Genomic DNA, 23,085 nt, shown 5'->3' on the forward strand with positions numbered 1-23,085 from the left:
AGCCAAGACGTAACGTTCCTTGGCACAGCAGGAGTCGGTCAGCTGGTGATGTCCTTGCGGGTGAAGCGCCAGAAGGCCAGGCCCCAGAAAGCGGTGGCGTAGGCGATCGCGGAAATGGCACCGCGTACCAGGTCGTCGGTCTGCATCGGGGTGGAGAGCAGGCCCAGCCAGGCGGTGCTGTAGTGGGTGGGCAGGAAGGCGCGAAGCCCACCCAGCGCGGTGATCTGGTCCAGGATGCTGGACAGGATCCAGAGCAGCACCGCCCCGCCGACCGCGCCGAGCGCGGCGTCCGTGGTCACCGAGAGCAGGAACGCCAGGCCGGCGACCACCAGCAGGACGACCGCCAGGTAGCCGAGCACCGCGAGCAGGCGGAGCAGCCCCTCGGTCGGGGCCAGCTCGGCGGAGACCTGGCTGCGCAGCGGGGACCAGCCGTACCGGAGGGTGCCGGCGAGCAGCGCGGTGCCGGCGAGCAGCAGCAGGGCCAGCGCCGAGTACGCGAGCGCGACCAGCAGCTTCACCGTCAGCAACCGGGCCCGGGGCACCGGGATGGCCAGCAGGTAGCGCAGGCTCCCCCAGCTCGCCTCGCTGGCCACCGTGTCCCCGCAGAACAGCGCCACCACCACGACCAGCAGGAACGACGACGAGACGAAGATCGAGAACAGGGCGAAGTTCAACCCGCCGGAGACGGCCAGGTCGACCAGGCTGCCGAACTCGTTGTTCCGGTTCCGGTTCTCGTTGCCGGAGTTGAACTGGAACGCGACCAGGATGATCAGCGGCAGCAGCACCATGAACCCGAGCGCGAGCTGGGTACGCCGCCGCGACGCCTGCCGGCGGAACTCGGCCCGGAACGGCAGGGTCGCCGACGGCCGGTAGCCCGCCGCCGCGCCGGGGCCGATCCGGCCCGCACCAACAGACTCCCCCGTCATCGGTCTCCACTCCCCCGAGAGTTCTCGCCGACCAGGGCGAGGAACGCGTCCTCCAGGCGACGCCGGGGCACCACCCGGTTCACCCCGATGCCGGCCCGGACCAGTTCGGCCACCACCTCGCTGCGGGCCGTCCCGTTGGTGTCCACCACCAGCCCGCCGTCGCCGCTCTCCGGCAGCACCCGTACGCCGGTCAGCCGGTCGAGCACGCCGCGCGCCGCGTCCGGGTCGGTCACGTCGAACAGCACGCTCGACGACTCGCCGACGATGTCCCCGACCGGGCCGGCGGCCACGATCCGCCCCTTGTTGACCACCACCGCGTGGGTGCAGGTCTGCTCCACCTCGGCCAGCAGGTGGCTGGAGACCAGCACCGCGCGGCCGTCGGTGGCGTACCGCTGGAGCACCCGGCGCATCTCGGCGATCTGCGGCGGGTCCAGGCCGTCCGTCGGCTCGTCGAGCACCAGCAGTTCGGGCAGGCCGAGCATGGCCTGCGCGATGGCGAGCCGCTGCCGCATGCCGTGGCTGTAGTTCTTCGTCCGCCGGTGCACCGAGTCACCCAGCCCGGCGATCGCCAGCGCCTCGTCGAAGTGCGCGTCCGCCCAGGGCCGCCCGGTCGCCCGCCAGTACGCCTTGAGGTTCTCCAGGCCGGACAGGTGCGGCAGGAAGCCCGGCCCCTCCACCAGCGCGCCGATCCGGGAGAGCACCGGCGAGCCGGGCACCAGCCGGTGACCGAAGACGTAGATCTCGCCGGCGGTGGGCTGGGTCAGCCCCATCAGCACCCGCAGCGTGGTGGTCTTGCCGGCGCCGTTCGGGCCGAGCAGGCCGACCACCTGACCGGGGTGCACCTCGAAGTCCACACACGAGACGGCGACGAAGCCGTCCGCGTACTCCTTGCGGAGCTGGCGCACGGCGAGCGGGACGCCCGCGTACTCCGGGTGAACCGAGCTGTCCTGGCGGCGGTGCCGGCGGCGGGCGAGTAGGACGACCACGACGAGCCCGACCGCGATCGCGGCGAGCAGGCCGACCAGGGCCCAGCGCCAGACCGTGGCCGTGGTGGGGATCGGCTGGGCGTCGACCGCGGGCAGGGTCAGCGGGCCGCCGCCGAGGGCGACGGTGTGCACGGCCGGCTCGGCCGGGGTGGCGTACGCCTGGTCGGAGGTGGCCACGACGACCCGCAGCCGGTGCCCGGACTCGATCCGGCGGACGATCGCCGGCAGGGTGACGGTGACCGGCTGGGCGGCGTCGATCGTCGCCGGCAGGCCGGTGAGCCGGATCGGGGCGACCAGGCCGTCGGGGAGGGTGGCCGCGCCCTTCGGGTCGACGTCGTAGAGCTTGACGAAGAGCACCGCCTCGCCGGTGGGCGAGGCCGCCCTGATCCGTACGGTCGGCGTGCCGACCACGTCGAGCGGTTCGGTCAGCGGCGCGGATTCGAACCGGGCGTGCTGGCCGGGAATGTCGCTCGCCAGCCCGCTCAGCAGCGAGCCGACCGCCCCGGCGAACGGCACCGAGGAGATCGCCGCCGGGTTGCCGTTGGGCGGGTTGGCGACCGCTTGGGCCGAGCCGGTCAACGTGACCTCGCGGCGGCCCTGCCCGGCCACACCCGGGTAGTCGTCGGTGCGGTAGCCGGTGGCCACCAGGCCCCGGTCGAGCGCGTCGAAACCGGCGATCCGGGAGAACGTGAATGATCCGCCCGGCGGTGGCCCTTCGCCCTTGACGTAGTGGTCGAGCCACTGCGCGGTCAGGAATTTCACCCGGTCGGAGTCGGAGGTGGGGCCGGCGCCGCCGTCGTGGCCGCCGGTGAACCAGGCGACCCGCACGGGCGTGCCGGCGGCGGCGATGCCGCGCGCGTTGGCGTCCGCCTCGGTGAGCGGGAAGAGGGTGTCCGCCTCGCCCTGCACCAGCAGGGTCGGCGCCTTGATCCGGTCGAGCACCCCGACCGGGGAGGAGCGGCGCAGCAGCGCGACCGCCGGGGCGTCGGCCCGTCCGGTGGTGGCGATTCGCAGGTACGCGGCGCAGACGTCGGCGGCGAACCGGCCGCAGGACGGGTTGGCGGCGGGCCCGGGGGCGCGCCCGGAGCTGGTGCCGGGGCCGGCACCCGGCTGCGGGCTGGGCGCGCCGGCCGACGCGGGGGCGCCCTCGGGCTGGCCGGCGGTATTGCCGGAGACGCCGGCCGGGCCGGAGCCGACGTTGCCCCCGCCGCCGAAGAAGAGGCCAGCCCAGCCCTTCTTGAACACGCCCTCGGTCGGTTCCCCGCCGGTGCTCTCCGGCAGGAAGGCCCGGGACAGGTCGTTCCAGGTGATCATCGGGACGATCGCGTCGACCCGCCGGTCCTGCGCGGCCAGCAGCAGGGCCAGGCCGCCGCCGTACGAGCCACCGACCACGCCGACCCGGGGGTCGCCGGCGGCGTCGAGGAGGATGTCCGGACGGGCCGCGAGCCGGTCGAGCAGGCGTTGCGCGTCGCGTACCTCGTAGTCGGGGCTGTCCAGGTGGATCTCGCCGCCGCTGCGGCCGAAGCCCCGCGCGGTCCAGGTGAGCACGGCGTAGCCCCGGTCGGCCAGGTCTTCCGCGTCGCCGCGGACCGACTCCTTGGTGCCGCCGAAGCCGTGCGCCAGCAGCACGGCCGGGACCTGGTGCCGGGCCGAGGCGTCCCGGGGCAGGTAGAGCGTGGTGTCCAGCTCGACGGGCTCGTCGCCGGCCGGTCCGGAGCGGACGGTCACCAGCGCCGACTCGGTCCGGAAGCCGGGCCGCTGCGGCCGGGCCGCCCAGGCCACGGCGGCGGCCACCAGGACGACCACCACCACCGCGGCGACCACCCGGCGACGGCGGGTGGCCAGGGCACGCCGGATCCGCGTGGCGGCGAGCGGTGATCTCATGCGGCACACGGTACGGCCCGAACCCTGAGCGTCAGCTGAGATCCGCCGGACGTGTGAGCGGCGGGCCTGACACCGGCGGCTACTGTTCGGCGGGTGGCGGAACTCGACCTGACCCTGACCGCGAGTCTGCGTCCGGCCGCGCTGGATGCCCGGCGCGGCGTCGTCCGCCTGCATCCGAAGGTGCTGGCCGCGCTGGCGCTGCGCCCCGGCGACCCGGTCCGGCTGACCGGCCGGCGGGTGACCGCCGGCATCGTCGCCCCGACCGAGCAGACCGCGAGCACCGCCCTGCTCTACGCCGACGACCTGATCCTCGGAAACCTGGGCCTGCGGGACGGCGGGCAGGTGCGGGTGAGCCCGCTGCCGGTGGTGCCGGCCCGCACGGTGACCCTGGCCGGCCCGGCCGGGATCGTCGCCGTGGTCTCCCCGGAGATGCTCCGCCTCGCGCTGCTCGGCAAGCCGGTCACCACCGGGGACGACGTCTCGCTGCTACCGCAGGACGTGCTTCCCGACGCCGCGCTCCGCGGCCTGGTCGAGGCCGCGCGGCGCAGCCTCGCCAACACCGTGGGATACGCCTGGACCAGCACCCTGCTCACCGTGGTCGGGGTTGAGCCGGAGGCCGGCGCGCTGGTCACCATGGACACCGTGGTCGGCTGGGAGCACAGCCCGGTCAACCGGCCGGCCGGGGCCGGGACCGAATGGGCCTCGCCCGCGCCGGAACCGGTCGAGCCGGTTGAGCCTGCGGCGGCACCGGACCTCGATGAGCTGCCCGGGCTGCGCACCCAGGCCGAACAGCTGACCGAGCTGCTCGACCTGGGCTTCCACCATCAGGAGGTGCTGGGGCGGCTCGGCACCACCGTCTCGCTGGGCGTCCTGCTCACCGGGCCGGCCGGTTCGGGCAAGGCGACGCTGGTCCGGGCGGTCGCCGCCCGGGTACGCGCCCGGGTGTGCCCGCTGTGGGCGCCGGAACTGGCCGCGCTGAGCAACGACGCGGCGGCCCGCCGGCTGCGCGAGGCGGCCGAAGCGGTACGTGCGGACAGTCCCGCCGTCCTGCTGGTCACCGACGTGGAGGCCCTCGCCCCGGCCGACGAGCCGGGCCCGGTGGCCACGGTGTTCCGGCAGGTCGTCGCCGAGACGGTCCGGGCTGGGGCGGCCGTGGTCTGCACCACCGGCCGTCCGGAGGCGGTGGACCCCGCCCTGCGCGCCCCGGACCTGCTTCCGCTGCGGATCACCGTTCCCCTGCCCGACCAGGCGTTGCGCCGGGAGCAGCTGACCGTGCTCACCCGGCCGGTGCCGCTCGCCGAGGACGTCCGGCTGGACGAGGTGGCCGCCCGTACGCCGGGATTCGTCGCCGCCGACCTGGCCGCGCTGGTCCGCGAGGCCGGTGTGCGTGCGGCCCTGCGGCAGAAGGAAACCACCTCGCCGACGGTGGCGATGGCCGACTTCAGCGCGGCGCTGGAGGTGGTCCGACCCACCACGATGGCCGGGTCCACCCTGGAGCTGGCGTCGGTGTCCCTCGACGATGTCGGGGGCCTGCACGAGGTGAAGGGGACGCTGACCGAGTCGGTGCTCTGGCCGCTGAGCTACCCGGACACCTTCGCCCGGCTGGGCGTGACACCGCCGCGCGGGGTGCTCCTCTACGGGCCGCCGGGCTGCGGCAAGACCTACCTGGTCACCGCGCTGGCCGGCTCCGGGCGGGCGAACGTGCTGTCGGTGAAGGGCGCGGAGCTGCTCTCCAAGTGGGTGGGCGAGAGCGAACGCGCGGTCCGCGAGCTGTTCCGCCGGGCCCGCGAGGCAGCCCCCACGCTGGTCTTCCTGGACGAGGTGGACGCGCTCGCCCCGGTTCGCGGCCAGGCCACCGACGGGGGTACGACCGATCGGGTGGTGGCCGCCCTGCTCACCGAGTTGGACGGGGTGGAGGCGCTGCGCAACGTGGTGGTGGTCGGCGCGACGAACCGGCCGGACCTGGTCGACCCGGCGCTGCTGCGTCCCGGCCGCCTGGAACGCCTGGTGTACGTGCCGCCGCCGGACGGTCCCGCCCGGGCCGAGATCCTCAAGGCGGCGTCCCGGAACGTCCCGCTGGCGCCCGACGTGGACCTGGCCACGCTCGGCGCGGAACTGGACGGCTTCTCCGCCGCCGACTGCGCGGCCCTGGTCCGGGAGGCGGCGCTCGCGGCGATGCGCGAGTCGCTGACCGCCACCACGGTCACCGCCGCCCACGTCGAGACCGCCCGCGCCCACGTCCGGGCCTCCCTGGACCCGGCCCAGGTCGCCCACCTGGCGGCGTACGCCGAGAAGCAGACGGGCTGAGCAGGCGCGTCCTCCCGGCTGCGTCAGCGGGCCGGCAGCACGGAGTCCAGGCACATCTGCGCGTGCAGCTTCCCGCCCTTTTCGCGCAGTTCCGCGCCGCATTTTCTCAGCACGGCGATGGCACCCTGGTTGTCCGGCGTCGTCTCGGCCACGACCGTGTGCATGCCGGCGGCCGCAGCGGCGTTCAGCAACTCGCGCAGGGCCGCCGCGCCGAGCCCACGGCCCCGCGCCGAACGCCCCAGCCACATGCCGGTCTCCACCGTCCCGGGTTCGTCGCGGCGGGTCATCCGGACCATGCCGACCACCTCGCCAGCAGCGACGATCGCGTACATCAGGGTGCGGGTGGGGCCGTCCAGGCCACCGAAGCTGGCCCGGTGGAACTCCCGGAACGCGTCCCGACGGGCCAACGACCAACCGGCCGGGGCATCCACCGGGGGCATGACGTGCTCCGGCTCCGCCTCAGCAGCCGCTACGGAGAGCAACGGCTCCAGGTTCTGCTCGTCCACCGGCTCCAGTCGTACCGCACCCGTCACGAGCCGCAGTCTGCCGGCCGAACCGGCCCAAGTCCACCCCTTTGGCCCCGGACTACCGGTCTGGACGAGCGGACCGGCCGGTCGTACCGCCTCCGTGTTCTACCTCACGCTCCGTTGTCAGCCGACCGGGTTTTCCTGCGTCGACCGACCCTCAACCGACCGGGTCGAACTCACAGAACACCACCGAGGCGTCGTCGGTCCGCTTCTGCCGGCGCAGCCGGTCCGGGTGGTCCCGCTCGGCGACCCGGACGCGGCGGATCAGCCCTTCCGGGCCCTCCGCCGCCGTCACGTCCAGCAGGCCGGCCCAGTCGAAGAGGCCGAACTGCTCGACCGCGCAGGACGCCCCGTCGCTGAGCAGCGCCGCCCGCCGCAGCGCCCCCGGCCCGCGCAGCGGCAGCGTCCCGGTCACCGCGTGGTACGCCGCGTCCGGGTCGGCGGCGGCGGCCCAGTAGCCGTGGGTCCGGTTCATCCGCTCCCGCTGCACGGCCACCGAGCGGCGGAGCCGGGCCGCCGGGTCGACGTCGGACCCGGGCAGCAACCCGGCGGTACGACGCAGCTCCGCCATCGCCGCGTCGAGCCGCTCGTCGGAGACCACACTGACCTGGCCACCGGCGTCCAACACCAGCGGGCTGTCGCAGAGCACCAGGTAGTCCACCTGGTCGCCGCCCTGCCGGAGCAGACAGACGGTGGACGACGGGGTGCCGGGGTGGTCGAGGTCGCACCCGCCGCCGTGGTCGGCGCGGACCGCCAGGATGGCCGCCGCCAGGCTGCTCATCAGCGTCGCCGCCGGCCGGGCGGCAACGGCCAGGCCGATCCGGGCGGCCAGGTGCCGGACGTACCAGGCCGGCCCGTGTACGCAGCCGGTGTCGAAGCCCTCCGGTACGGTGGCGCCGTCGAGGACCCCGACCAGCGGACCGAACCCGAAGACCACGTCCTCGTTCGCCAGCCGACCGGGGGCCGGGTCGGAGGCGGAGCGTACCCGCATCAGCGGTGCCGTTCCGATCGGTCGCGCCGGCCGACTGCCGGTCGGATACCGGCGATCTGGTGCCCCCATCCGTCGACTCCCTCCGTCGCCGCCGCCTACCCGCAACCGGCGGACGCATGCCCGGCACCCAACCGGAGCCCGGTCCCGCAACTCACCAACGCGGACCACGTTCCGCCGGTAGCGTCGAGAGCGGTCGCCCTTCCTCGGTGGCCGTACGACGCGACAGGGGGATCGCATGTTGGCACGTCTGCACGAGTCGGGGGTCAGGGCCGAGCACGCCTACCTGGCCGGTTTTGTGAGCATCGGTCTCGCGTTCGGCAGCTGGTTCCTGTCCCGACAGCTGGAGCGGGCCGGGATCGACCGGGCGGACCGCTGGGGCATCTTCGTCGGCGAGTGGGCACCCACCTTCTTCGCCATCGGCAACGGGCTGCGCACGTACGAGAAGTGAGCGTCAGCGCCGTCGGGTGTGCGCGCGCGTGGAGCGCAACCGGCGCAGCCGCCCGACCAGCACCGGCTCGGCGGCCAGCGCGGCCGGATGATCGAGCAGCGCGTTGAGCAGCTGATAGTAGCGGGTCGCGGAGAAGCCGAAGGTGTCCCGAATCGCCTGCTCCTTCGCGCCGGCGTGCTTCCACCATTGCTGTTCGAAGGCGAGGATCCGCCGGTCCCGTTCGGTCAACCCGCCCGCCCGCCCCTCGGAGGCGAGGACGAGCGGGTCGGGCTCGACGGTCGGCACCGCCTCGACGTCCGGGGCGGGGCGGGGTGGGGGGACGGCGGCACCGGTCTCCCGGCGGCCGACCTCGACGCGCCCGGATGGCTCGGGCCGGTCGGAGGCGGGCCGGTCGGGGGCGTCGGCGGGCATGGCGCTCCTCGGGGCGGTCGGCCGGCAGGACGACGCCGGACCGGGGAACTTAAGCCTAACCAGGGCCCGCCCCGGCCGCATCGGACGCGGCGGGCCGGGGCGGGCCGGTGTCAGGCGATGTCCCGACGGCGCATCGTCCAGAGCGCCGCGCCGAGGATCACCACCACCCCGACCGCCATCAGGATCGACGAGTGCTGCCAGGTGATGTCGAGGGTCGCCGGCTTGCACTCCCCGGTGTAGGTGGCCTGGCAGGCGTTCCAGTTCTCCAGGGTGACCTTCTGCCGCATCCACGCCGCCAGGTAGGTGGGCAGCAGCCAGGCCGCCGCGAACTTCACCCCGGCCATCTGGAGCAGGATGCCGAGGCCGAACTGGCCGACCACGACCGCGGCGATCGACCCGCCCAGGGCCATCGCGGTGTGCCGACCGAGCGAGGCCAGCGCGAACCCGACCGTCGCCATGACCAGTACCAGCACGACGCCGCGCAGCCCGGTCAGGCCGAACGACTGCCAGATGCCGGAGGTCATTCCCTTCGTGCTGCCCCGATAGGTGCCGACCAGCCAGAACCCGCCGAGCCAGAGCAGCGCGGTGGGCACCGCGACCGCGAGCGCGCCGGTCAGCAGCGCCGCCAGTTTGGTCAGCAGGACGGTCAGTCGCTTCGGCCGCCAGAGCAGCAGGTTCATCATCCCGCCGGTGTTCCATTCGGCACCGACGAAGGACGCGCCGACCACGAACCCGACCAACGCCAGGATCGCGGCGAATACCGTCAGGCTCTCGCCGAACTCCTTGTGGAAGTCGAAGGTCGGGGGTAGGTACCACCGCGCCTCGAACGCCTCCCGAGGCGGCGGCGAGATCACCGAACAGTCGTCGGGGTAGCGCCCCTCCTCCGCCGTGCCGCCGGCCTTGGCCTGCTCGCAGGCGATGCGTTCCTGCTCGCTGTAGCGCACCTGCTGCTGGTAGTCCTGCTCGGCCTGCCGCTCGGCGCGAGCCAACGCGGCAGCGTCGAGCTTGTGGTTGCTGAAGAAGATCCCGGCAACCACGGCCACCAGGATCGCCAGCCCCAGCGCGGTCATCCAGCGGGTGAAGCGCCGCTTGGCCAGCCGGCGCAGCTCCGTACGGTAAAGGCTCACGCGCCCCACCCTCCCGTGGTGGCGCCGGCCTGCCCCGCGCCATCGACCTTCGTGGACTGGTCGACCTGCCGGTGCTGGCCGGGTACCGGCGCGGTGGCGGTCAGTTCGAGGAAGACGCTCTCCAGGTCGACGGCGACCGGTGCGAGCTCACTGACGTAGAGCCCCTGTTCGGCGAGGAGCCGGGTGACCGTGGCCGGCTTGTCGACCCCGGCGAGCATCAGGTGGTCGGGCTGCCCGGTCACCCGGATCCCGGCCCGGGTCAGCGCCTCGGCGGCGGCGGGCAGATCGCTGACCGCCTCCAGCCGCACCCGAACGCCGCCGGTGGAGTGCTGCGCGAGCACCTCCGAGACCGGCCCGTACGCCACCCGCCGCCCCAGCGAGATGATGGTGACCGAGTCGCAGATGAGCTGGATCTCGCCGAGGATGTGGCTGGAGAGCACCACGGTCATGCCGGCTTCGGCGAGGTTGCGCACCAGCGTGCGCATCTCCCGGATGCCGCCTGGGTCGAGGCCGTTGGCCGGCTCGTCCAGGATGAGCAGCTTCGGGTCCTTGAGCAGCGCGGACGCGACGGCGAGCCGCTGCTTCATGCCGAGCGAGTACGTCTTGACCCGCTCCCCGGCCCGGTCGCGCAGCCCGACGAGCTCGAGCACCTCGTCGATCCGCTGCCGCGGCACCTCGCCGGCTCCGGCGAGCAGGGACAGCGTGTCCCGGGCGGTGAAGTGCGGGAAGAACTGCGGGCTCTCCACGATGGCGCCGACCTGGCCGGCCACGGCCGACAGCGCCGCCGGCGCCTCCTGGCCGAGGATCGTCATCCGACCACCGTCGGGCCGGATGAGCCCGAGCAGCGTACGCAGGGTGGTGGTTTTGCCCGAACCGTTCGGGCCGAGGAAGCCGTGCACCTGGCCGGCCTCGACCCGCATGTCGAAGCCGTCGAGCGCGTGGCGTGTCCCGCGCTTTCGGCTCCGGTATGTCTTACGGAGACCGTCGATCTCCAGGACAGCCGTCAAGCTGACCTCCCCCGATGTGTAGGCGAACAGCGGACACCATACGCGGTATGCAGGCGCACATGATACCCGGTATGCATCGGGGTTTTCCCTGATTCGTCCTCAGGCGCAGACGACGTGTACGCCGGCGTCACGGAACACCTGCACCACCGCCGGGTCGGCCCCGGAGTCGGTCACCAGCGTCTCGACCCGGTCCACCGGGCAGATCCGGGCGAAGGCGTGACCGCCCAGCTTGGACGAGTCGGCGATCACCACCACCCGCTTGGCCCGGGCCACCATCAGGCTGTTCATCGCGGCCTCACCCTCGTGGTGGGCCGCCGCGCCGAGCTGCGGGTCGATCGCGTCCACGCCGAGCAGCGCGACGTCGAGAGTCACCTCGCGCAGCAGCGCCCCGCCCAACGGGCCGACCAGCTCGAACGACTTGGGCCGGACCACCCCGCCGGCCACCACCACCTTCATCCGCGAGCGCACCAGCAACTCGTTGGCGATGTTCAACGCGTTGGTGACCACGGTGAGCTGGGCACCTTCGGCGTTGGTGTTGAGATCCGGTCGGACGGCGAGCGCCCGGGCGACCTCGGTGCTGGTGGTGCCGCCGTTCAGGCCGACCACGGTGCCCGGGGAGACCAGCGCTGCGGCGGCCGCCCCGATCCGCTGCTTCTCGGCCGAGTGCTTGGCCGTCTTGTAGCGCAGCGGCAGGTCGTACGAGACGCCGTTGGCGACCGCCCCACCCCGGGTACGGGTGATCATCTGTTGCTGGGCGAGCTGGTCGAAGTCCCGCCGGATGGTGGCCTGGGAGACGTCCAGGCGATCGGCCGCCTCCTCGACGCTGACCCGACCGCTGTCGGTCAGCATCTCGAGCAGCGCGTTCCATCGGGCGTACCGGTCCACCGCGGAACCTCCACTGACTCTGCACGAACGATGATTGATTGCGTGCACAGTAGTGCGCGAAACTGCGAGGGCGCAAAACCCTGACCTGCGCGATCTCGGTGCTGGTTGCCACAACCACCCGACTTCACGCACAATAACGCGCGAAAGGCAGCCCTAACGCGCCGAATTGCGCAAGATCTCCCCCGGGAGGAGTTGTCATGGCGTACGTGCACACGGAAATCGCGAGTCAGCCCGACTGCTGGCGGGAGGCGGCCCGACTCGCCCCGACCACCGCCGACCGCCTGCCCCGCCCCGGCGAGCGGGTCGCCGTCGTCGGTTGCGGCACGTCGTGGTTCATGGCAATGGCGTACGCCGGGCTGCGCGAGCGCGCCGGCCAGGGCGAGACCGACGCCTTCCAAGCCAGCGAGTTTCCCACCAACCGCCGCTACGACCGGCTCATCGCCATCACCCGCTCCGGCACCACCACCGAGGTGCTGGACCTGATCGCCGCGGTACGCGGCCAGGTCCCGACCACGGTCCTGGTCGGTGACCCGGCCGCCCCGGCGGTCGAAGTGGCCGACGCCGCGGTGGCCCTGCCCTTCGCCGACGAGCGCTCGGTCGTGCAGACCCGGTTCGCCACCACCGCGCTCGCCCTGCTCCGCGCCCACCTCGGCGACGACCTGGGCCGGCTGGCCGCCGATGCCGAGGTGGCCGTCCGGGCTCCGCTGCCGATCGACCCGGCCGGCATCGAGCAGGTCACCTTCCTCGGGCGCGGCTGGACGGTCGGGCTCGCCCAGGAGGCCGCCCTGAAGTGCCGCGAGACGGCCACCTTCTGGGCCGAGGCCTACCCGGCGATGGACTACCGGCACGGCCCCATCTCGGTCGCCGCTCCGGGCCGGTTGGTCTGGGCGTTCGGCGCGATCCCGGAAGGGCTGCCCGAGGACGTGGCCGCCACCGGCGCCGCCTTCGTGCACAGCCGTACCCATGGTTGGCGCACGGTGCTGACCAGTTGGGCGGCCGGGCGCACCCCGGTCGACCCGATGGCCGACCTGATCCTCGCCCAACGCTTCGCCGTCGCGCTGGCGACCAGCCGCGGCCTCGACCCGGACGCGCCCCGGCACCTGACCCGCTCCGTGGTGCTCGCATGACCTCTGGCGACAGGGTCGTCGTCGCGCTGGACGTGGGCGGCACCGGGATGAAGTGCGCCCTGGTCCGCCCGGACGGTACGACCGCCCACGCCGAACGGCACGCCACCGAGACGGCGCGCGGCCCGGCGGCGGTGGTCGACACGATCCTCGACGTCGCCGAAGGGCTGGCCGGCAAGGCCCTGGTCGCCGGGCTGACCCCGACGGCCTGCGGGATCGTCGTACCGGGGGTGGTCGACGAGGCCCGCGGGGTCGCGGTCTGGTCGGCGAACGTGGGCTTCCGGGACGTACCGCTGCGGGAGCTGGCGCGGGCGCGGCTCGGGCTGCCGGCGGCGCTCGGCCACGACGTGCGGGCGGGTGGCCTGGCGGAGGCCCGGCTCGGCGCCGGCCGCGACGGCGGCCACGTGCTGTTCGTCGCGATCGGCACCGGCATCGCCGCCGCCCACGTGGTGCGCGGGTCGGCCGCCGCCGGCGCGCACGGTGCCGCCGGCGAGATCGGCCACATCCTGGTGCGCCCCGACGGTCCGCGCTGCGGCTGCGGCCGTCCCGGTTGCCTGGAGGCGGTGGCCTCGGCCTCGGCGATCGGCCGCCGGTACGCCGAACTGGCGGGTGTTCCGGTCACCGCCGCCGAGGTGGCGGACCGGGCGGCGGCCGGTGAGCCGCTGGCCGGCCGGGTCTGGCGGGAGGCCGTCGAGGCGCTCGCCGACGGGTTGGCCACCGGTCAGGCGCTCTACGACGTCGAGACGATCGTGGTCGGCGGCGGGCTGGCCCAGGCCGGTCCCCAGCTGTTCGATCCGCTGCGCGCGGCACTGCGCGCACGACTGACTTTCCACCGGGAGCCGCGCCTGGTGGCGGCGGCCCTCGGCGACGAGGCCGGCTGCCTCGGCGCCGCCCTGCTGGCCCTGGACGACACTGGAGATGGAAACTGATGACCGTGCGCGTGACCGGCAAGCTGGTGACCCCGACCGGTGTGATCCGGCAGGGCTGCGTCGAGATCGTGGGCGACCGGATCCGGGCGGTCGCCGAGTACCCGTCGGTGCGCGACGGGCACTGGATCGTGCCCGGCTTCGTGGACATGCACACCCACGGCGGCGGGGGGCACACCTTCACCACGGGCGACGCCGATTCGGCCCGCGAGGCGGCCGCGTTCCATCTGCGGCACGGCACCACCACCTTGCTCGCCAGCCTGGTCAGCTCCCCGTTCGCGGTGATGCGGGAGGCGACGACCGCGTACCGGCCGCTGGTCGAGTCCGGGGTGCTGGCCGGCATCCACTTCGAGGGGCCCTACCTGTCGGCGGACCGGTGTGGCGCGCAGAATCCGGAGTTCCTCCGCGACCCGTCCACGGACGAGCTGGCGGAGCTGATCGAGCTGGGCGGGGGCGCGATCCGGATGGTCACCCTGGCCCCCGAGCGGGACGGCGCGTTGGAAGCGATCAAGCTGCTCGTCTCGCGGGGCGTGGTGGCGGCGGTCGGACACACGGACGCCACCTGGGAGCAGACCCGGGCCGCCCTGACGGCCGGGGCGAGCGTCGGCACCCACCTGTTCAACGGGATGCGCCCGGTGCACCACCGGGAGCCGGGTCCGGTGGTGGCCCTGCTCGACGCCCCGAACGTGGTCTGCGAGCTGGTCGCCGACGGGGTCCACCTGCACGACGGCATGCTGCGTTTCGCCCACTCGGTGGCCGGCCCGGAGCGGGCGGCCCTGATCACCGACGCGATGGCCGCCGCCGGCATGCCCGACGGCGAGTACGAGCTGGGCGGCCAGGCCGTCACCGTGGCCGACGGGGTGGCCCGGCTGAGCCGGGACGGCGCCATCGCCGGCAGCACGCTGACCATGGACGCCGCCCTGCGGCACGCCGTCGCGTCGGGCATCGCGCTGCCCGACGCCTGCCGGATGGTCGCCACCACCCCGGCGCGGGCAATCGGCCTCGGTGACCAGGTCGGCGCGCTGCGGACCGGCCTGCGAGCCGACCTCGTCGTGATGGACGACGACCTCAACGTGCTCCGGGTGATGCGCGCCGGCACCTGGGTGGAGTGAACCGGGCTGCGGCGAGCGGCACGCCAGCGCGTCGGCGTCAGCCGGCGACGGGGACCTCGACGCCGAGCACGGCCTGCTCGTCGGGGCGGTGTACGAGCACGTCCGACAGGTAGGCCTGCACGGCGTGGCGCATGCCCACGTCCCGGCCGGCCCGCTCGGAGAGCAGCCACTTGTGCTCGATGATCTGGGTGAACAGCTCCTGCGGCTCCAGCTTGCTGCGCAGGTGCGCGGGCACCGCCCGGACCACCGGCTCGAACACCTCGGTGAGCCAGCGGTGCGCCGCCTGCTGCTCGTCGGTCAGGTCGCTCTCCGACCGGTACGCGTCCAGGTCGTTGAGGAGCTTGCGGGCCTGATTCTCCTCGGCGTCCAAGCCGGTGAGGCGGAGCAGCCGGCGGGGGTGGTAGCCGACGTCGACCACCTTCGGCCGGACCAGGTAACGCCCATTGTCAGTGGTGGACAGGGCCACCTCGGCGACGTCGAAGCCCAGTTCGTTGAGGCGGCGGATCCGACCCTCGATGTCGTGCCGGGCCTCCCGCTCGACCTGCTGCTCGTAGGTGACCTCGTGCCAGAGCCGCTCGTACCGCTGCACGACCTCCTCGCAGACCAGCTCCGGGTCGATCGACTCGTGCAGCAGCCCGGCCGCCGTTAGGTCCAACGCCTCGCCGAAGATGTTCACCCGGGCGATCTCCAGGTCCTCGCCGCGCTGCCCGTTGGAGAGCGCGCGGTGCAGCGCCCCGGTCTCGGCGTCCACGAGGTAGGCGGCGAACGCGCCGGCGTCCCGCCGGAACAGCGTGTTCGACAGCGAGCAGTCGCCCCAGAAGAAGCCGGTCAGGTGCATCCGGACCAGCAGCACCGCCAGCGCGTCGAGCAGCCGGTTCAAAGTCTCCGGTCGCAGCGTCCGGGAGAAGAGGGCCCGGTAGGGCAGCGAGAACTGGAGATGCCGGGTGACCAACACCGGGTCCAGCGGCTGGCCGTCGTCGGTCTGCCGGTCGGCCACGATCGCGACCGCCTCGACCGACGGGAAGTCGATCCGCTCCAGAGCCCGGAGCAGGTCGTACTCCCGCTCGGCGACCCGCTCGCCGGTCTCCTTCACCGCGTAGACGTAGTCGCCGAGTCGGACGAAGCGCACGATATGCCGCGAGATGCCCTGCGGAAGCGCGACCAGGTGCTGCGCCGGCCACTCCTCCAGCGGAGTCGACCAGGGAAGATCGAGCAGTGCCGGGTCGACGAGGGCCGAGGTGATCCGCACGGAGACAAGTGTGACTGTTGAGCCCCGCGGAGCGCCTCCCAGCGTGGGCCGGCACACACATCCGCCAATGCCCGCGAGCGGTCGGGCACCGTCGGCGGCCGGTAGCGTGGTCGCGTGCGGCAGACCACCGGGGTACGCGAGAAGCTGCGGCTCCGGCCCGTCCGGCCGGCCGGCTGGTGGTTCGACGGGCTGCTGCTCGCCGCCCTGGTGGGCCTGACCGTGGCGCTCGCCACCGGTCACCTCTTCGGCCTCGACCGGGCCGCCGCCGACTGGGCCGCGCAGCACCGACCGACAGCCGCCCGGTGGGCCGCGATGATCCTCAACTACCTGGGTCAGGGCAGCCCGCTGACGCTGCTCGCAGCCGGGCTGGGCGTGCTGGTGGCGATCCGGCTCCGCTCGGTCCGCGCGGTGCTGCCACCGGTCGTCGCGTTCGTGCTGACCTACCTGACCATCGGGCCGCTGAAGGTGTGGACCGCCCGACCGGCGCCCAGCGCCAGCGTCAAGCCACCGTTCCTGCCACCCGACCAGACGTTGCCGCTGTTCCAGCACGACCTGCCGGTGCGCTTCGCCCAGTCGTACCCGTCGGGGCATGTGGCCAATGCGATCCTCTGGTACGCGGTGCTCGCCCTGCTCGTGACGCCGCTGCTGGCCACCTTCGGCCGGACCGTCCCGCCCCGCCTGGTCACCGTGGTCCGGGTGCTGCCGCCGCTGATCGTGCTCTGCACCACCACATACCTCGGCTGGCACTGGCTGACCGACTCGGTCGCCGGTCTGCTGCTCGGCCTGCTGCTGAGCCGGCTGCTGAGCCGGGTGCCCTGGGACGACGTGCCGTTGCCCCCCGCACTGCGCAACTGGGACCGCCCGTTCACTCGATCATGAACGCATGGTGTCCCTGAGTACGGGTAGAGCACCGGCATGCAGACCTTCCTCCCGTACCCGGACTTCCTGGCCAGCGCGCGGACACTGGACCAGAAGCGGCTGGGCAAGCAGCGGGTGGAAACCATCCAGGTGCTGCGCGGGCTGACCTGGCCGACGTACGGCTGGCGCAACCACCCGGCGGTGAAGATGTGGGCCGGGTACGAGGAGGCGCTGACCCGGTACGGGCTGGACGTGTGCGCCGTGTGGTGCGAGCCGGGCCGGGCGGACACCTGCGCGGCCACGATGACCACCGATCTCGCGACCGCCTGCGGCATCGACATCGTGCGCACCCAGGCCGAGCTGGCCGAGGCCGGCGAGCTGCCGCCCTGGCTGGGCCTTGAGGACCTGCACCGCAGCCACCGGTCGTCGCTGCTGCGCAAGGATCCGGGGCACTACGGACCGCAGTTTGGCGACGTCCCGCCCGACCTGGAGTACGTCTGGCCCGCCTCCGACCGGGACCGGCGTTGCCAGTAAGGAAGGGCCCCTTGTTAACGCCTCAGGTAGAGAAGGGTTCCCTTCTCACCCGGGCGGTCGGGCGGCTCATTGGCGTACGGCGGCACCGGGTGGATTCGGGTGGGGGTGGCGCCCGCCGCGTGCCGCAGCCGGTGCGGGCGGTGGTGGTCGGGGGCGGGATCGCCGGCATGTCGGCGGCGGTGGTGCTGGCCGAGCGCGGGGTGGCGGTGACCGTGCTGGAGGCGGCACCGACCCTCGGCGGCCGGCTCGGCGCCTGGCCGGAGGAGCTGCCCGACGGCACGCAACGCAACGAGCACGGCTTCCACGCGTTCTTCCGGCAGTACTACAACTGGCGGTCGATCCTGCGACGGATCGACCCGGCGCTGGGATTCCTCAAGCCGGTCCCCGGCTACCCGATCCTGTCGGCCGAGTGGCCCACGGAGGATTTCGGCCGGCTGCCGCCCGCGCCGCCGGTCAGCCTGCTCGCCCTGCTGCTGCGCAGCCCGAGCCTGCGGCTGGCCGACCTGCGCGCGATGGACCGGGACGCCGCGCTGCCGCTGCTCGCCTACGACCCGGTCCGCACCTACGCGGAGTTCGACCGGCGGACCGCCGACGAGCTGCTCACCGCGCTGCGGCTACCGGACCGGGCCCGGGCGATGATCTTCGAGACCTTCGCCCACGCGTTCTTCAACCACGAGGCGGAGATGTCAGCCGCCGAGATGATCGCCCAGTTCCACTTCTATCTGCTCGGCAACCCGGAAGGGCTGGCCTTCGACGCGCCCGACCAGGACCACGCCACGGCGATCTGGGAGCCGCTGGCCCGGCACGTGCGCCGGCACGGCGGCCGAATCCACACCGGCACGGCCGCGGCCCGGCTGGACCGCACGCCGGACGGCTGGCGGGTGACCACCACCGACGGCGCCGGCCACCCGGCCGGGCACGTGGTGCTGGCCGTCGACCCGCCCGCGCTGGCCGCGCTGGTCGCCGCCTCCCCCGGCCTGGTCGCGGCGGCACCCGAGCTGGTGGCACGGATGCCCGCGTTCGGCCGGCCCGGCCCGCCGTACGCGGTGGCGCGCTACTGGGCGGACGGGGACGTGCGCCCGGAGCGGGCGGTGTTCAGCGGAGTGTCCCGGCAACCCACCCTGGACTCGGTCACCCTCTACCACCGGCTGGAGGACGAGCCGCAGCGCTGGGCGCGACGGACCGGCGGCTCGGTGATCGAGCTGCACGCGTACGCCTGCGAGCCGGACGTGCCGGCGGAGGAGCTGGCCGAGCGGATGCGGGTCGAGCTGGCCGCGCTCTGGCCGGAGGCCGCCGACCTGCGCATCCGCGCCCTGCGCGCCCGGGTCGAGGCGCGGGCACCGGCATTCCCACCGGGTGGCCACGCCGAGCGCCCCGAGGTACGCACCGACGCGGACGGGCTCTACCTGGCCGGTGACGGAATCCGGACGGAGTTCCCCTGCGCGTTGATGGAACGGTCGGCGGCGACCGGGATCCTCGCCGCCAACCACATCCTGCGCGCGGCCGGTGCCGCGACCGAGCCGCTTTACTCGGTCCGCCCGCGTGGCCTGCTGTAGGAGGGGCCCCCTGTTAACGCCTGCGGTAGAGAAGGGTTCCCTTCTCACCGCCCGACAGGGCGTACGGCGGGGCATTGAAATGCGTTGCCCGCCTTCCCTGCGCCGATCTACCGTGAACGCGCAAGGTCAACCACCGCTCCGGGAGCCGTCGATGCCGCTACGACACGCCACCACCGTGACGTCGTGGCTGTTCAGCGACGGTTGCCGAGCCGAAGGTCCCCGCGCCGGGTGGCCCGACTGACGCGTACACCCGTCAGCGCCGCAGCCGCCCCCCGCAAGGACCGGGCGGCTTTTTGCTGCCGTACCACCGATCGTGAAGGGAGAACCCGGTGGACGCCGTCCTCGTCATCAACGCCGACCTCGGCCCGCTGCACCGGGTCACCGTCCAGCACGCGATCCGGATGCTCTGCCGGCGGGTCGCCGAGATCCACGAGGCCGAGCCGGACCGGCTGATCGGGATCTTCCCGGTCCCCCGGGTGGTCCGCCTCGTCCGGTACGTCGTCACCCGCTGGCGGTTCAACGCCGGCCCGGCCTGGTCGCGGGGCGCGGTGCTGCGCCGCGACGACCACCACTGCGCGTACTGCGACCGCCCAGCCAGCACCATCGACCACGTCCTGCCCCGCTCGCGCGGTGGCCGGAACACCTGGAAGAACACCACCGCCGCCTGCTACGAGTGCAACCAGCGCAAGGGCGACCGGACGCCGGCCGAGGCGGGCATGCCGCTGCGGCGCGAGCCGGCGACGCCGAGCTGGGCGGTGCTCGCCGCGCGGTGACGGGCCGGCCGGCGGGCACAGGGGGTCGCGTCGGGGGTATGCCTCCGGCGCGGCGTCCGCCGGCCCCGGGCGGCGGTCAGCGGCCTACGGACGGCGCCCAGCGGCCTACGGACGGCGGTCAGCGGCCTACGGGCGGCGCCCAGCCGAAGCGCGGCGGCCGGCGCTCGTTGGCCGCCGCGGCCCCCTCGCGGGCCTCGCCGCTGGCCCGGACCTGCCCGTGCCACCAGGCGACTCGCGCGTCGTCGGCGCGCCCGTCGATGATCTCCTTGGCTGCCGCGACGGTGAGCCGCGACCGCTCGGCGATGGCGGCGGTGACCGCGTCGACCCGAGCGGCCAGCGCGTCGGCCGGCAGCACCTCGTCCACCAGCCCGATCCGCAGCGCCCGCTCGGCGTCGACCAGCTCGCTGGTGAACAGCAGATGTTTGGCGGCGGACGGACCGACCAGGCCGGCCAGCCGCCGGGTGGTCGGCGCGGGATAGACCAGCCCCAGCCGTGCCGGGGGCACCCCGAACCGGGCGTCCGCCGCGGCGAGCCGCAGGTCGCAGGCGACGGCGAGCTGGCACCCGCCGCCGACGCAGGCCCCCTCGATCGCGGCCAGGGTGGGCTTGGCGAAGGCCGCCAGCCGTTCCTCGGCGGCGACCGCGATGCTGTCGTCACCGGCCTCCAGCAGCTCGTCCAGGTCTCCGAGGTCGGCGCCGGCGCAGAACGTGCCGTCGGCGCCGGTGAGCACCAGCGCACGCACCGCCGGGTCGGCTTCCACAGCGTCGAGCAGCACCGGGAGCCGCCGCCACATGGCCGGGGTCATCGCATTGCGGCGGGCCGGGTTCCGGATCACCACGGTCGCCACCGGGCCGGTCACCGTGACTGTCAGCTTCGCGTCCGACATGTCTCCTCCTCCGTCGGTTCGCCGACGATAACGGCGCGGGCCCGACGGCCACCCGAGTGGGGTGGCCGCCGGGCCCGCCGACGGTACGGCCAGGTCAGGAGACGTCGACCGCGGTGTCGTCAATCACGAAGGACGTCTGGTACAGGACGTCCTCGGCGGCGGTGAACTTCAGGGTGACGGTCTGGCCGGCGTACGCGGCCAGGGAGAAGGACTTCTGGCTGTACCCGGCGGCCTTGTTCAGGTTCGAGTAGGTGGCCAGGGTCGCCAGCACGGTCCCGGAGGAGTTGAGCACCTGCACCTTGAGCGTGTCGTACGCGGTGGTGGTGGTCGTCTCCGAGCTGTCGATGTGCAGCCAGAAGCTGAAGTTGTACGTCGTGCAGCCGGCCGGCAGGCTCACCGACTGGGAGAGCGTGTCGGTGTGCGTGCTGCCGTAGCCGTCCATCCAGGCGTTCCAGGTGCCACCGTGGGTCGGTTGGCCGCTGGAACCGTACTGGCCGATGACGCCGGACGACGCCGTCCAGATGGTCCGGCCGGACTCGAAGCCGGGGTTGCCCAGCTTCTGGCCGGCGCCGGTGCAGCCGCCGCTGCTGCCGTTCACGGTCAGCGTGTACGTCGACGTCTTCGTGCCCGACGTCGCCGTACCGGTGACGTTGACGGTGTAGGTGCCGGCCGGGGTGCTGGTCGAGGTGGTGATGGTGAGGGTGGACGAGCCGCCCGAGGTCACCGAGGACGGGCTGAACGACGCGGAGGCGCCGGTCGGCAGGCCGGACGCGGCGAGCGTCACGGTCTGCGCGGTCCCGCTGGTGGTCGCGGTGGACACGGTGCTGGAGACCGCCCCGCCCGCGGTCACCGAGCCGGCGGTCGGCGAGAGCGAGACGGAGAAGTCGTTGCCGGTCGACCCGCAGGGCGCGTCGTTGCCGGCCACGTTGACCGCGGTCCACGCCGCCTGGACCGTCTTGTACTCCGTGGAGCAGCTGCCGTACAGGTCGGTCGCCGCCTTGAGGGTGTACGCCCGGGCGGTGTTGGCCGGGTTGCTGGTGTTGACGTACGTGGTGTTCGAGGTGAAGTACACGTCGAGCGCCCGGTACCAGATCTTCTCGGCCTTGGCCCGGCCGATGCCGGTCACCGCCGGGGCCGAGCCGCAGACCGGCGAGGTGCCGTACGGGGTGGCGCCGGTGCCCTCGGCCAGGTTGAAGAAGAAGTGGTTGCCCGGCCCGGACGAGTAGTGCACGTCAACGTTCTTGGTCGTGGTGGACCAGCAGGAGTGCGACGAGCCGTCCAGCGACGGGTTGTACATGTAACGCAGCGGCTTGCCGTTGCCGTTGATGTTGATCTTCTCGCCGATGTCGTAGTCGCCCGGGTCGCTCGGCGCGTTGGCATAGAACTCCACCATCGTGCCGAAGATGTCGCTGGTGGACTCGTTGAGGCCGCCGGACTCGCCGGAGTAGACCAGGCCGGCGACCGCCTCGGTGACGCCGTGGCTCATCTCGTGGCCGGCCACGTCCAGCGACACCAGCGGGCGGGCGTTGCCGGAGCCGTCGCCGTAGGTCATCTGGGAGCCGTCCCAGAAGGCGTTGACGTAGTTGCTGCCGTAGTGCACCCGGCTCGGCACGCCGGTGCCGTTGCCGAAGATGCCGTTCCGGCCGTGCACGTTCTTGAAGTAGTCGAACGTCACCGCGGCGCCGAAGTGCGCGTCGACCGCGGCCGACTGCCGGTCGGAGTTGGCGCCGTTGCCCCAGGTGTTGGTCGAGTTGGTGAACGTCGTGCAGGTGCCGCTGGTCTTGTTGTTCATGTCGCAAGTGCGGCCGTTGCCGTGCGACGGGTCGACCATCTGGTAGGTGCTGCCGGAGAGCGTCGTGTCGATGCCGACCGTGCCGGAGTAGACGCTGTTGCCGGTGCCGGCGATCGTCTCGATCTCGTCGTACGAGCCGATCAACGTGCCGGTGGTGGCGTCGGTGATCACGTGCAGCCTGGACGGGGTCTGCTTGTCGGCCTTCCAGCCGGTAGCGACGGTCTCCCAGGCCAACCGCCCCGCGCCGGAGCTGGCGTCGACGAAAAGCTCCGGGGTGCCCACCGAGGTGAGCGTGCCCGAGAAGACCTTGCGCGCGCTGGCCTCGGCGGCGGCCGAGCTGACCTTGGCCGTGGTGCCCAGGGTGAGCGGCGCGGTCAGGCCGACCGAGGTGCCGGACATGGTGCCGTTCGGGGCGGTGTGAATGACGAAGTCACCGCCGTAGACGCGCAGGCCGTGGTAGGTCCGGGTGTACCGGGTGTGGGTGGCGCCGGAGGCGTCGACCTTGGTACGCACAGCCTGGTACGCCTCACTGCCGGCGCCCTGGACGGCACCGGGGTTGGCGCGGAGCAGGCTGTCCGCACGGGCCGCCGCGGACTGCGCGGTCGGGGCGGTGGGTGTTGCCGCGTACGCCGTGGTGGTGACGCAGGTCAGCACGCCGCTGGTGAGCAACGCTGCACTGACGGCGGCGAGGGATCTTCTCACGGGCCCTCCTGAGGGGGAAGATGTGACGGGGGTAGTCACACATGTAGATATAGCGATACCTTCAGGAAAGGGGA

Annotated in this window: 20 protein-coding genes; 9 read left to right on the forward strand and 11 right to left on the reverse strand. The window is 73.2% G+C overall.

Going from position 1 to position 23,085, the window contains the following annotated elements:
• Window positions 1-38 precede the first annotated feature (38 nt).
• Window positions 39-926: an ABC transporter permease subunit gene (locus tag ABZ671_RS10580; protein WP_357854568.1), complete on the reverse strand. Its 888-nt coding sequence runs from the start codon at window positions 924-926 to the stop codon at window positions 39-41.
• Window positions 923-3,796 carry an alpha/beta fold hydrolase gene (locus tag ABZ671_RS10585; protein WP_357854571.1) on the reverse strand — a complete coding sequence of 958 codons (2,874 nt, stop codon included), beginning with the start codon at window positions 3,794-3,796 and terminating at the stop codon, window positions 923-925. Before ABZ671_RS10585 ends, ABZ671_RS10580 begins: the two co-directional genes overlap by 4 nt.
• Before the next feature lie 93 nt (window positions 3,797-3,889).
• Between ABZ671_RS10585 and ABZ671_RS10590 the strand changes: the two genes are divergently transcribed.
• The gene (locus tag ABZ671_RS10590; RefSeq protein WP_357854574.1) at window positions 3,890-6,103 is read left to right on the forward strand and encodes an AAA family ATPase; all 2,214 of its coding nucleotides are present in this window, start codon (window positions 3,890-3,892) and stop codon (window positions 6,101-6,103) included.
• Between the two features lie 23 nt (window positions 6,104-6,126).
• Here ABZ671_RS10590 and ABZ671_RS10595 read toward each other — a convergent pair whose 3' ends face one another.
• Window positions 6,127-6,636, reverse strand: coding sequence for a GNAT family N-acetyltransferase (locus ABZ671_RS10595; protein ID WP_357854577.1), 510 nt, complete (start codon window positions 6,634-6,636; stop codon window positions 6,127-6,129).
• Between the two features lie 151 nt (window positions 6,637-6,787).
• Window positions 6,788-7,690, reverse strand: a complete 903-nt coding sequence (locus tag ABZ671_RS10600) for a hypothetical protein (protein ID WP_357854580.1) — start codon at window positions 7,688-7,690, stop codon at window positions 6,788-6,790.
• Window positions 7,691-7,856: 166 nt separating this feature from the next.
• On the opposite strand from ABZ671_RS10600, the gene ABZ671_RS10605 reads away from it, so the two are divergent.
• Window positions 7,857-8,069: a hypothetical protein gene (locus ABZ671_RS10605; RefSeq protein ID WP_357854583.1), complete on the forward strand. Its 213-nt coding sequence runs from the start codon at window positions 7,857-7,859 to the stop codon at window positions 8,067-8,069.
• A gap of 3 nt (window positions 8,070-8,072) precedes the next feature.
• On the opposite strand, the gene ABZ671_RS10610 is transcribed toward ABZ671_RS10605, so the two are convergent.
• The 4 genes from ABZ671_RS10610 to ABZ671_RS10625 all read right to left on the reverse strand — a co-directional run bounded on the left by ABZ671_RS10610 (window position 8,073) and on the right by ABZ671_RS10625 (window position 11,499).
• Window positions 8,073-8,480, reverse strand: coding sequence for a DUF3263 domain-containing protein (locus tag ABZ671_RS10610; protein WP_357854586.1), 408 nt, complete (start codon window positions 8,478-8,480; stop codon window positions 8,073-8,075).
• A gap of 110 nt (window positions 8,481-8,590) precedes the next feature.
• Window positions 8,591-9,607 carry an ABC transporter permease subunit gene (locus ABZ671_RS10615; protein ID WP_357854589.1) on the reverse strand — a complete coding sequence of 339 codons (1,017 nt, stop codon included), beginning with the start codon at window positions 9,605-9,607 and terminating at the stop codon, window positions 8,591-8,593.
• Window positions 9,604-10,614 (reverse strand): ATP-binding cassette domain-containing protein, encoded by a 1,011-nt coding sequence (locus ABZ671_RS10620; RefSeq protein WP_357854592.1) that lies wholly within the window; start codon window positions 10,612-10,614, stop codon window positions 9,604-9,606. The genes ABZ671_RS10615 and ABZ671_RS10620 overlap by 4 nt, the downstream gene beginning before the upstream one ends.
• Window positions 10,615-10,713: 99 nt before the next feature.
• Window positions 10,714-11,499 carry a DeoR/GlpR family DNA-binding transcription regulator gene (locus tag ABZ671_RS10625; protein WP_357854595.1) on the reverse strand — a complete coding sequence of 262 codons (786 nt, stop codon included), beginning with the start codon at window positions 11,497-11,499 and terminating at the stop codon, window positions 10,714-10,716.
• Window positions 11,500-11,696: 197 nt separating this feature from the next.
• On the opposite strand from ABZ671_RS10625, the gene ABZ671_RS10630 reads away from it, so the two are divergent.
• From ABZ671_RS10630 to nagA, 3 genes are read left to right on the forward strand one after another with little or no spacing between them, the layout of a single operon-like run.
• A complete protein-coding gene (locus tag ABZ671_RS10630; RefSeq protein WP_357854598.1) occupies window positions 11,697-12,626 on the forward strand; it encodes a sugar isomerase in 930 nt (309 codons plus the stop codon).
• Entirely contained in the window at window positions 12,623-13,552 is a 930-nt protein-coding gene (locus ABZ671_RS10635; protein WP_357854601.1) for an ROK family protein, read from the forward strand. Before ABZ671_RS10630 ends, ABZ671_RS10635 begins: the two co-directional genes overlap by 4 nt.
• Window positions 13,552-14,661 (forward strand): N-acetylglucosamine-6-phosphate deacetylase, encoded by a 1,110-nt coding sequence (nagA, locus tag ABZ671_RS10640; RefSeq protein WP_357854604.1) that lies wholly within the window; start codon window positions 13,552-13,554, stop codon window positions 14,659-14,661. Before ABZ671_RS10635 ends, nagA begins: the two co-directional genes overlap by 1 nt.
• A 37-nt stretch (window positions 14,662-14,698) precedes the next feature.
• On the opposite strand, the gene ABZ671_RS10645 is transcribed toward nagA, so the two are convergent.
• The gene (locus tag ABZ671_RS10645; protein ID WP_357854607.1) at window positions 14,699-15,910 is read right to left on the reverse strand and encodes a DUF4032 domain-containing protein; all 1,212 of its coding nucleotides are present in this window, start codon (window positions 15,908-15,910) and stop codon (window positions 14,699-14,701) included.
• 144 nt (window positions 15,911-16,054) lie between these two features.
• On the opposite strand from ABZ671_RS10645, the gene ABZ671_RS10650 reads away from it, so the two are divergent.
• The 4 genes from ABZ671_RS10650 to ABZ671_RS10665 all read left to right on the forward strand — a co-directional run bounded on the left by ABZ671_RS10650 (window position 16,055) and on the right by ABZ671_RS10665 (window position 19,631).
• The gene (locus tag ABZ671_RS10650) at window positions 16,055-16,789 is read left to right on the forward strand and encodes a phosphatase PAP2 family protein (RefSeq protein WP_357854870.1); all 735 of its coding nucleotides are present in this window, start codon (window positions 16,055-16,057) and stop codon (window positions 16,787-16,789) included.
• Window positions 16,790-16,825: 36 nt separating this feature from the next.
• Complete coding sequence (locus tag ABZ671_RS10655; RefSeq protein ID WP_357854610.1) at window positions 16,826-17,302, forward strand: MSMEG_6728 family protein; 477 nt, start codon at window positions 16,826-16,828, stop codon at window positions 17,300-17,302.
• 11 nt (window positions 17,303-17,313) lie between these two features.
• Complete coding sequence (locus ABZ671_RS10660) at window positions 17,314-18,858, forward strand: FAD-dependent oxidoreductase (RefSeq protein WP_357854613.1); 1,545 nt, start codon at window positions 17,314-17,316, stop codon at window positions 18,856-18,858.
• A 329-nt stretch (window positions 18,859-19,187) separates the two neighbouring features.
• Complete coding sequence (locus ABZ671_RS10665; protein WP_357854616.1) at window positions 19,188-19,631, forward strand: HNH endonuclease; 444 nt, start codon at window positions 19,188-19,190, stop codon at window positions 19,629-19,631.
• A gap of 118 nt (window positions 19,632-19,749) precedes the next feature.
• On the opposite strand, the gene ABZ671_RS10670 is transcribed toward ABZ671_RS10665, so the two are convergent.
• On the reverse strand, window positions 19,750-20,517 hold the full coding sequence (locus ABZ671_RS10670) for an enoyl-CoA hydratase/isomerase family protein (protein WP_357854619.1): 768 nt from the start codon (window positions 20,515-20,517) through the stop codon (window positions 19,750-19,752).
• Window positions 20,518-20,611: 94 nt separating this feature from the next.
• Window positions 20,612-23,011: a M4 family metallopeptidase gene (locus ABZ671_RS10675; protein WP_357854622.1), complete on the reverse strand. Its 2,400-nt coding sequence runs from the start codon at window positions 23,009-23,011 to the stop codon at window positions 20,612-20,614.
• Between the last annotated feature and the right edge of the window lie 74 nt (window positions 23,012-23,085).

Origin of the sequence: Micromonospora sp. NPDC006766 (genome assembly GCF_040636055.1) — a bacterium.
Lineage (GTDB): Bacteria > Actinomycetota > Actinomycetes > Mycobacteriales > Micromonosporaceae > Micromonospora.

Coding starts and splice junctions, on each gene's coding strand:
- ABZ671_RS10580 (WP_357854568.1), bottom strand. CDS start 926: ATGACGGGGGAGTCTGTTGGTGCGGGCCGGATCGGCCCCGGCGCGGCG.
- ABZ671_RS10585 (WP_357854571.1), bottom strand. CDS start 3,796: ATGAGATCACCGCTCGCCGCCACGCGGATCCGGCGTGCCCTGGCCACC.
- ABZ671_RS10600 (WP_357854580.1), bottom strand. CDS start 7,690: ATGGGGGCACCAGATCGCCGGTATCCGACCGGCAGTCGGCCGGCGCGA.
- ABZ671_RS10605 (WP_357854583.1), top strand. CDS start 7,857: ATGTTGGCACGTCTGCACGAGTCGGGGGTCAGGGCCGAGCACGCCTAC.
- ABZ671_RS10610 (WP_357854586.1), bottom strand. CDS start 8,480: ATGCCCGCCGACGCCCCCGACCGGCCCGCCTCCGACCGGCCCGAGCCA.
- ABZ671_RS10630 (WP_357854598.1), top strand. CDS start 11,697: ATGGCGTACGTGCACACGGAAATCGCGAGTCAGCCCGACTGCTGGCGG.
- ABZ671_RS10635 (WP_357854601.1), top strand. CDS start 12,623: ATGACCTCTGGCGACAGGGTCGTCGTCGCGCTGGACGTGGGCGGCACC.
- nagA (WP_357854604.1), top strand. CDS start 13,552: ATGACCGTGCGCGTGACCGGCAAGCTGGTGACCCCGACCGGTGTGATC.
- ABZ671_RS10655 (WP_357854610.1), top strand. CDS start 16,826: ATGCAGACCTTCCTCCCGTACCCGGACTTCCTGGCCAGCGCGCGGACA.
- ABZ671_RS10670 (WP_357854619.1), bottom strand. CDS start 20,517: ATGTCGGACGCGAAGCTGACAGTCACGGTGACCGGCCCGGTGGCGACC.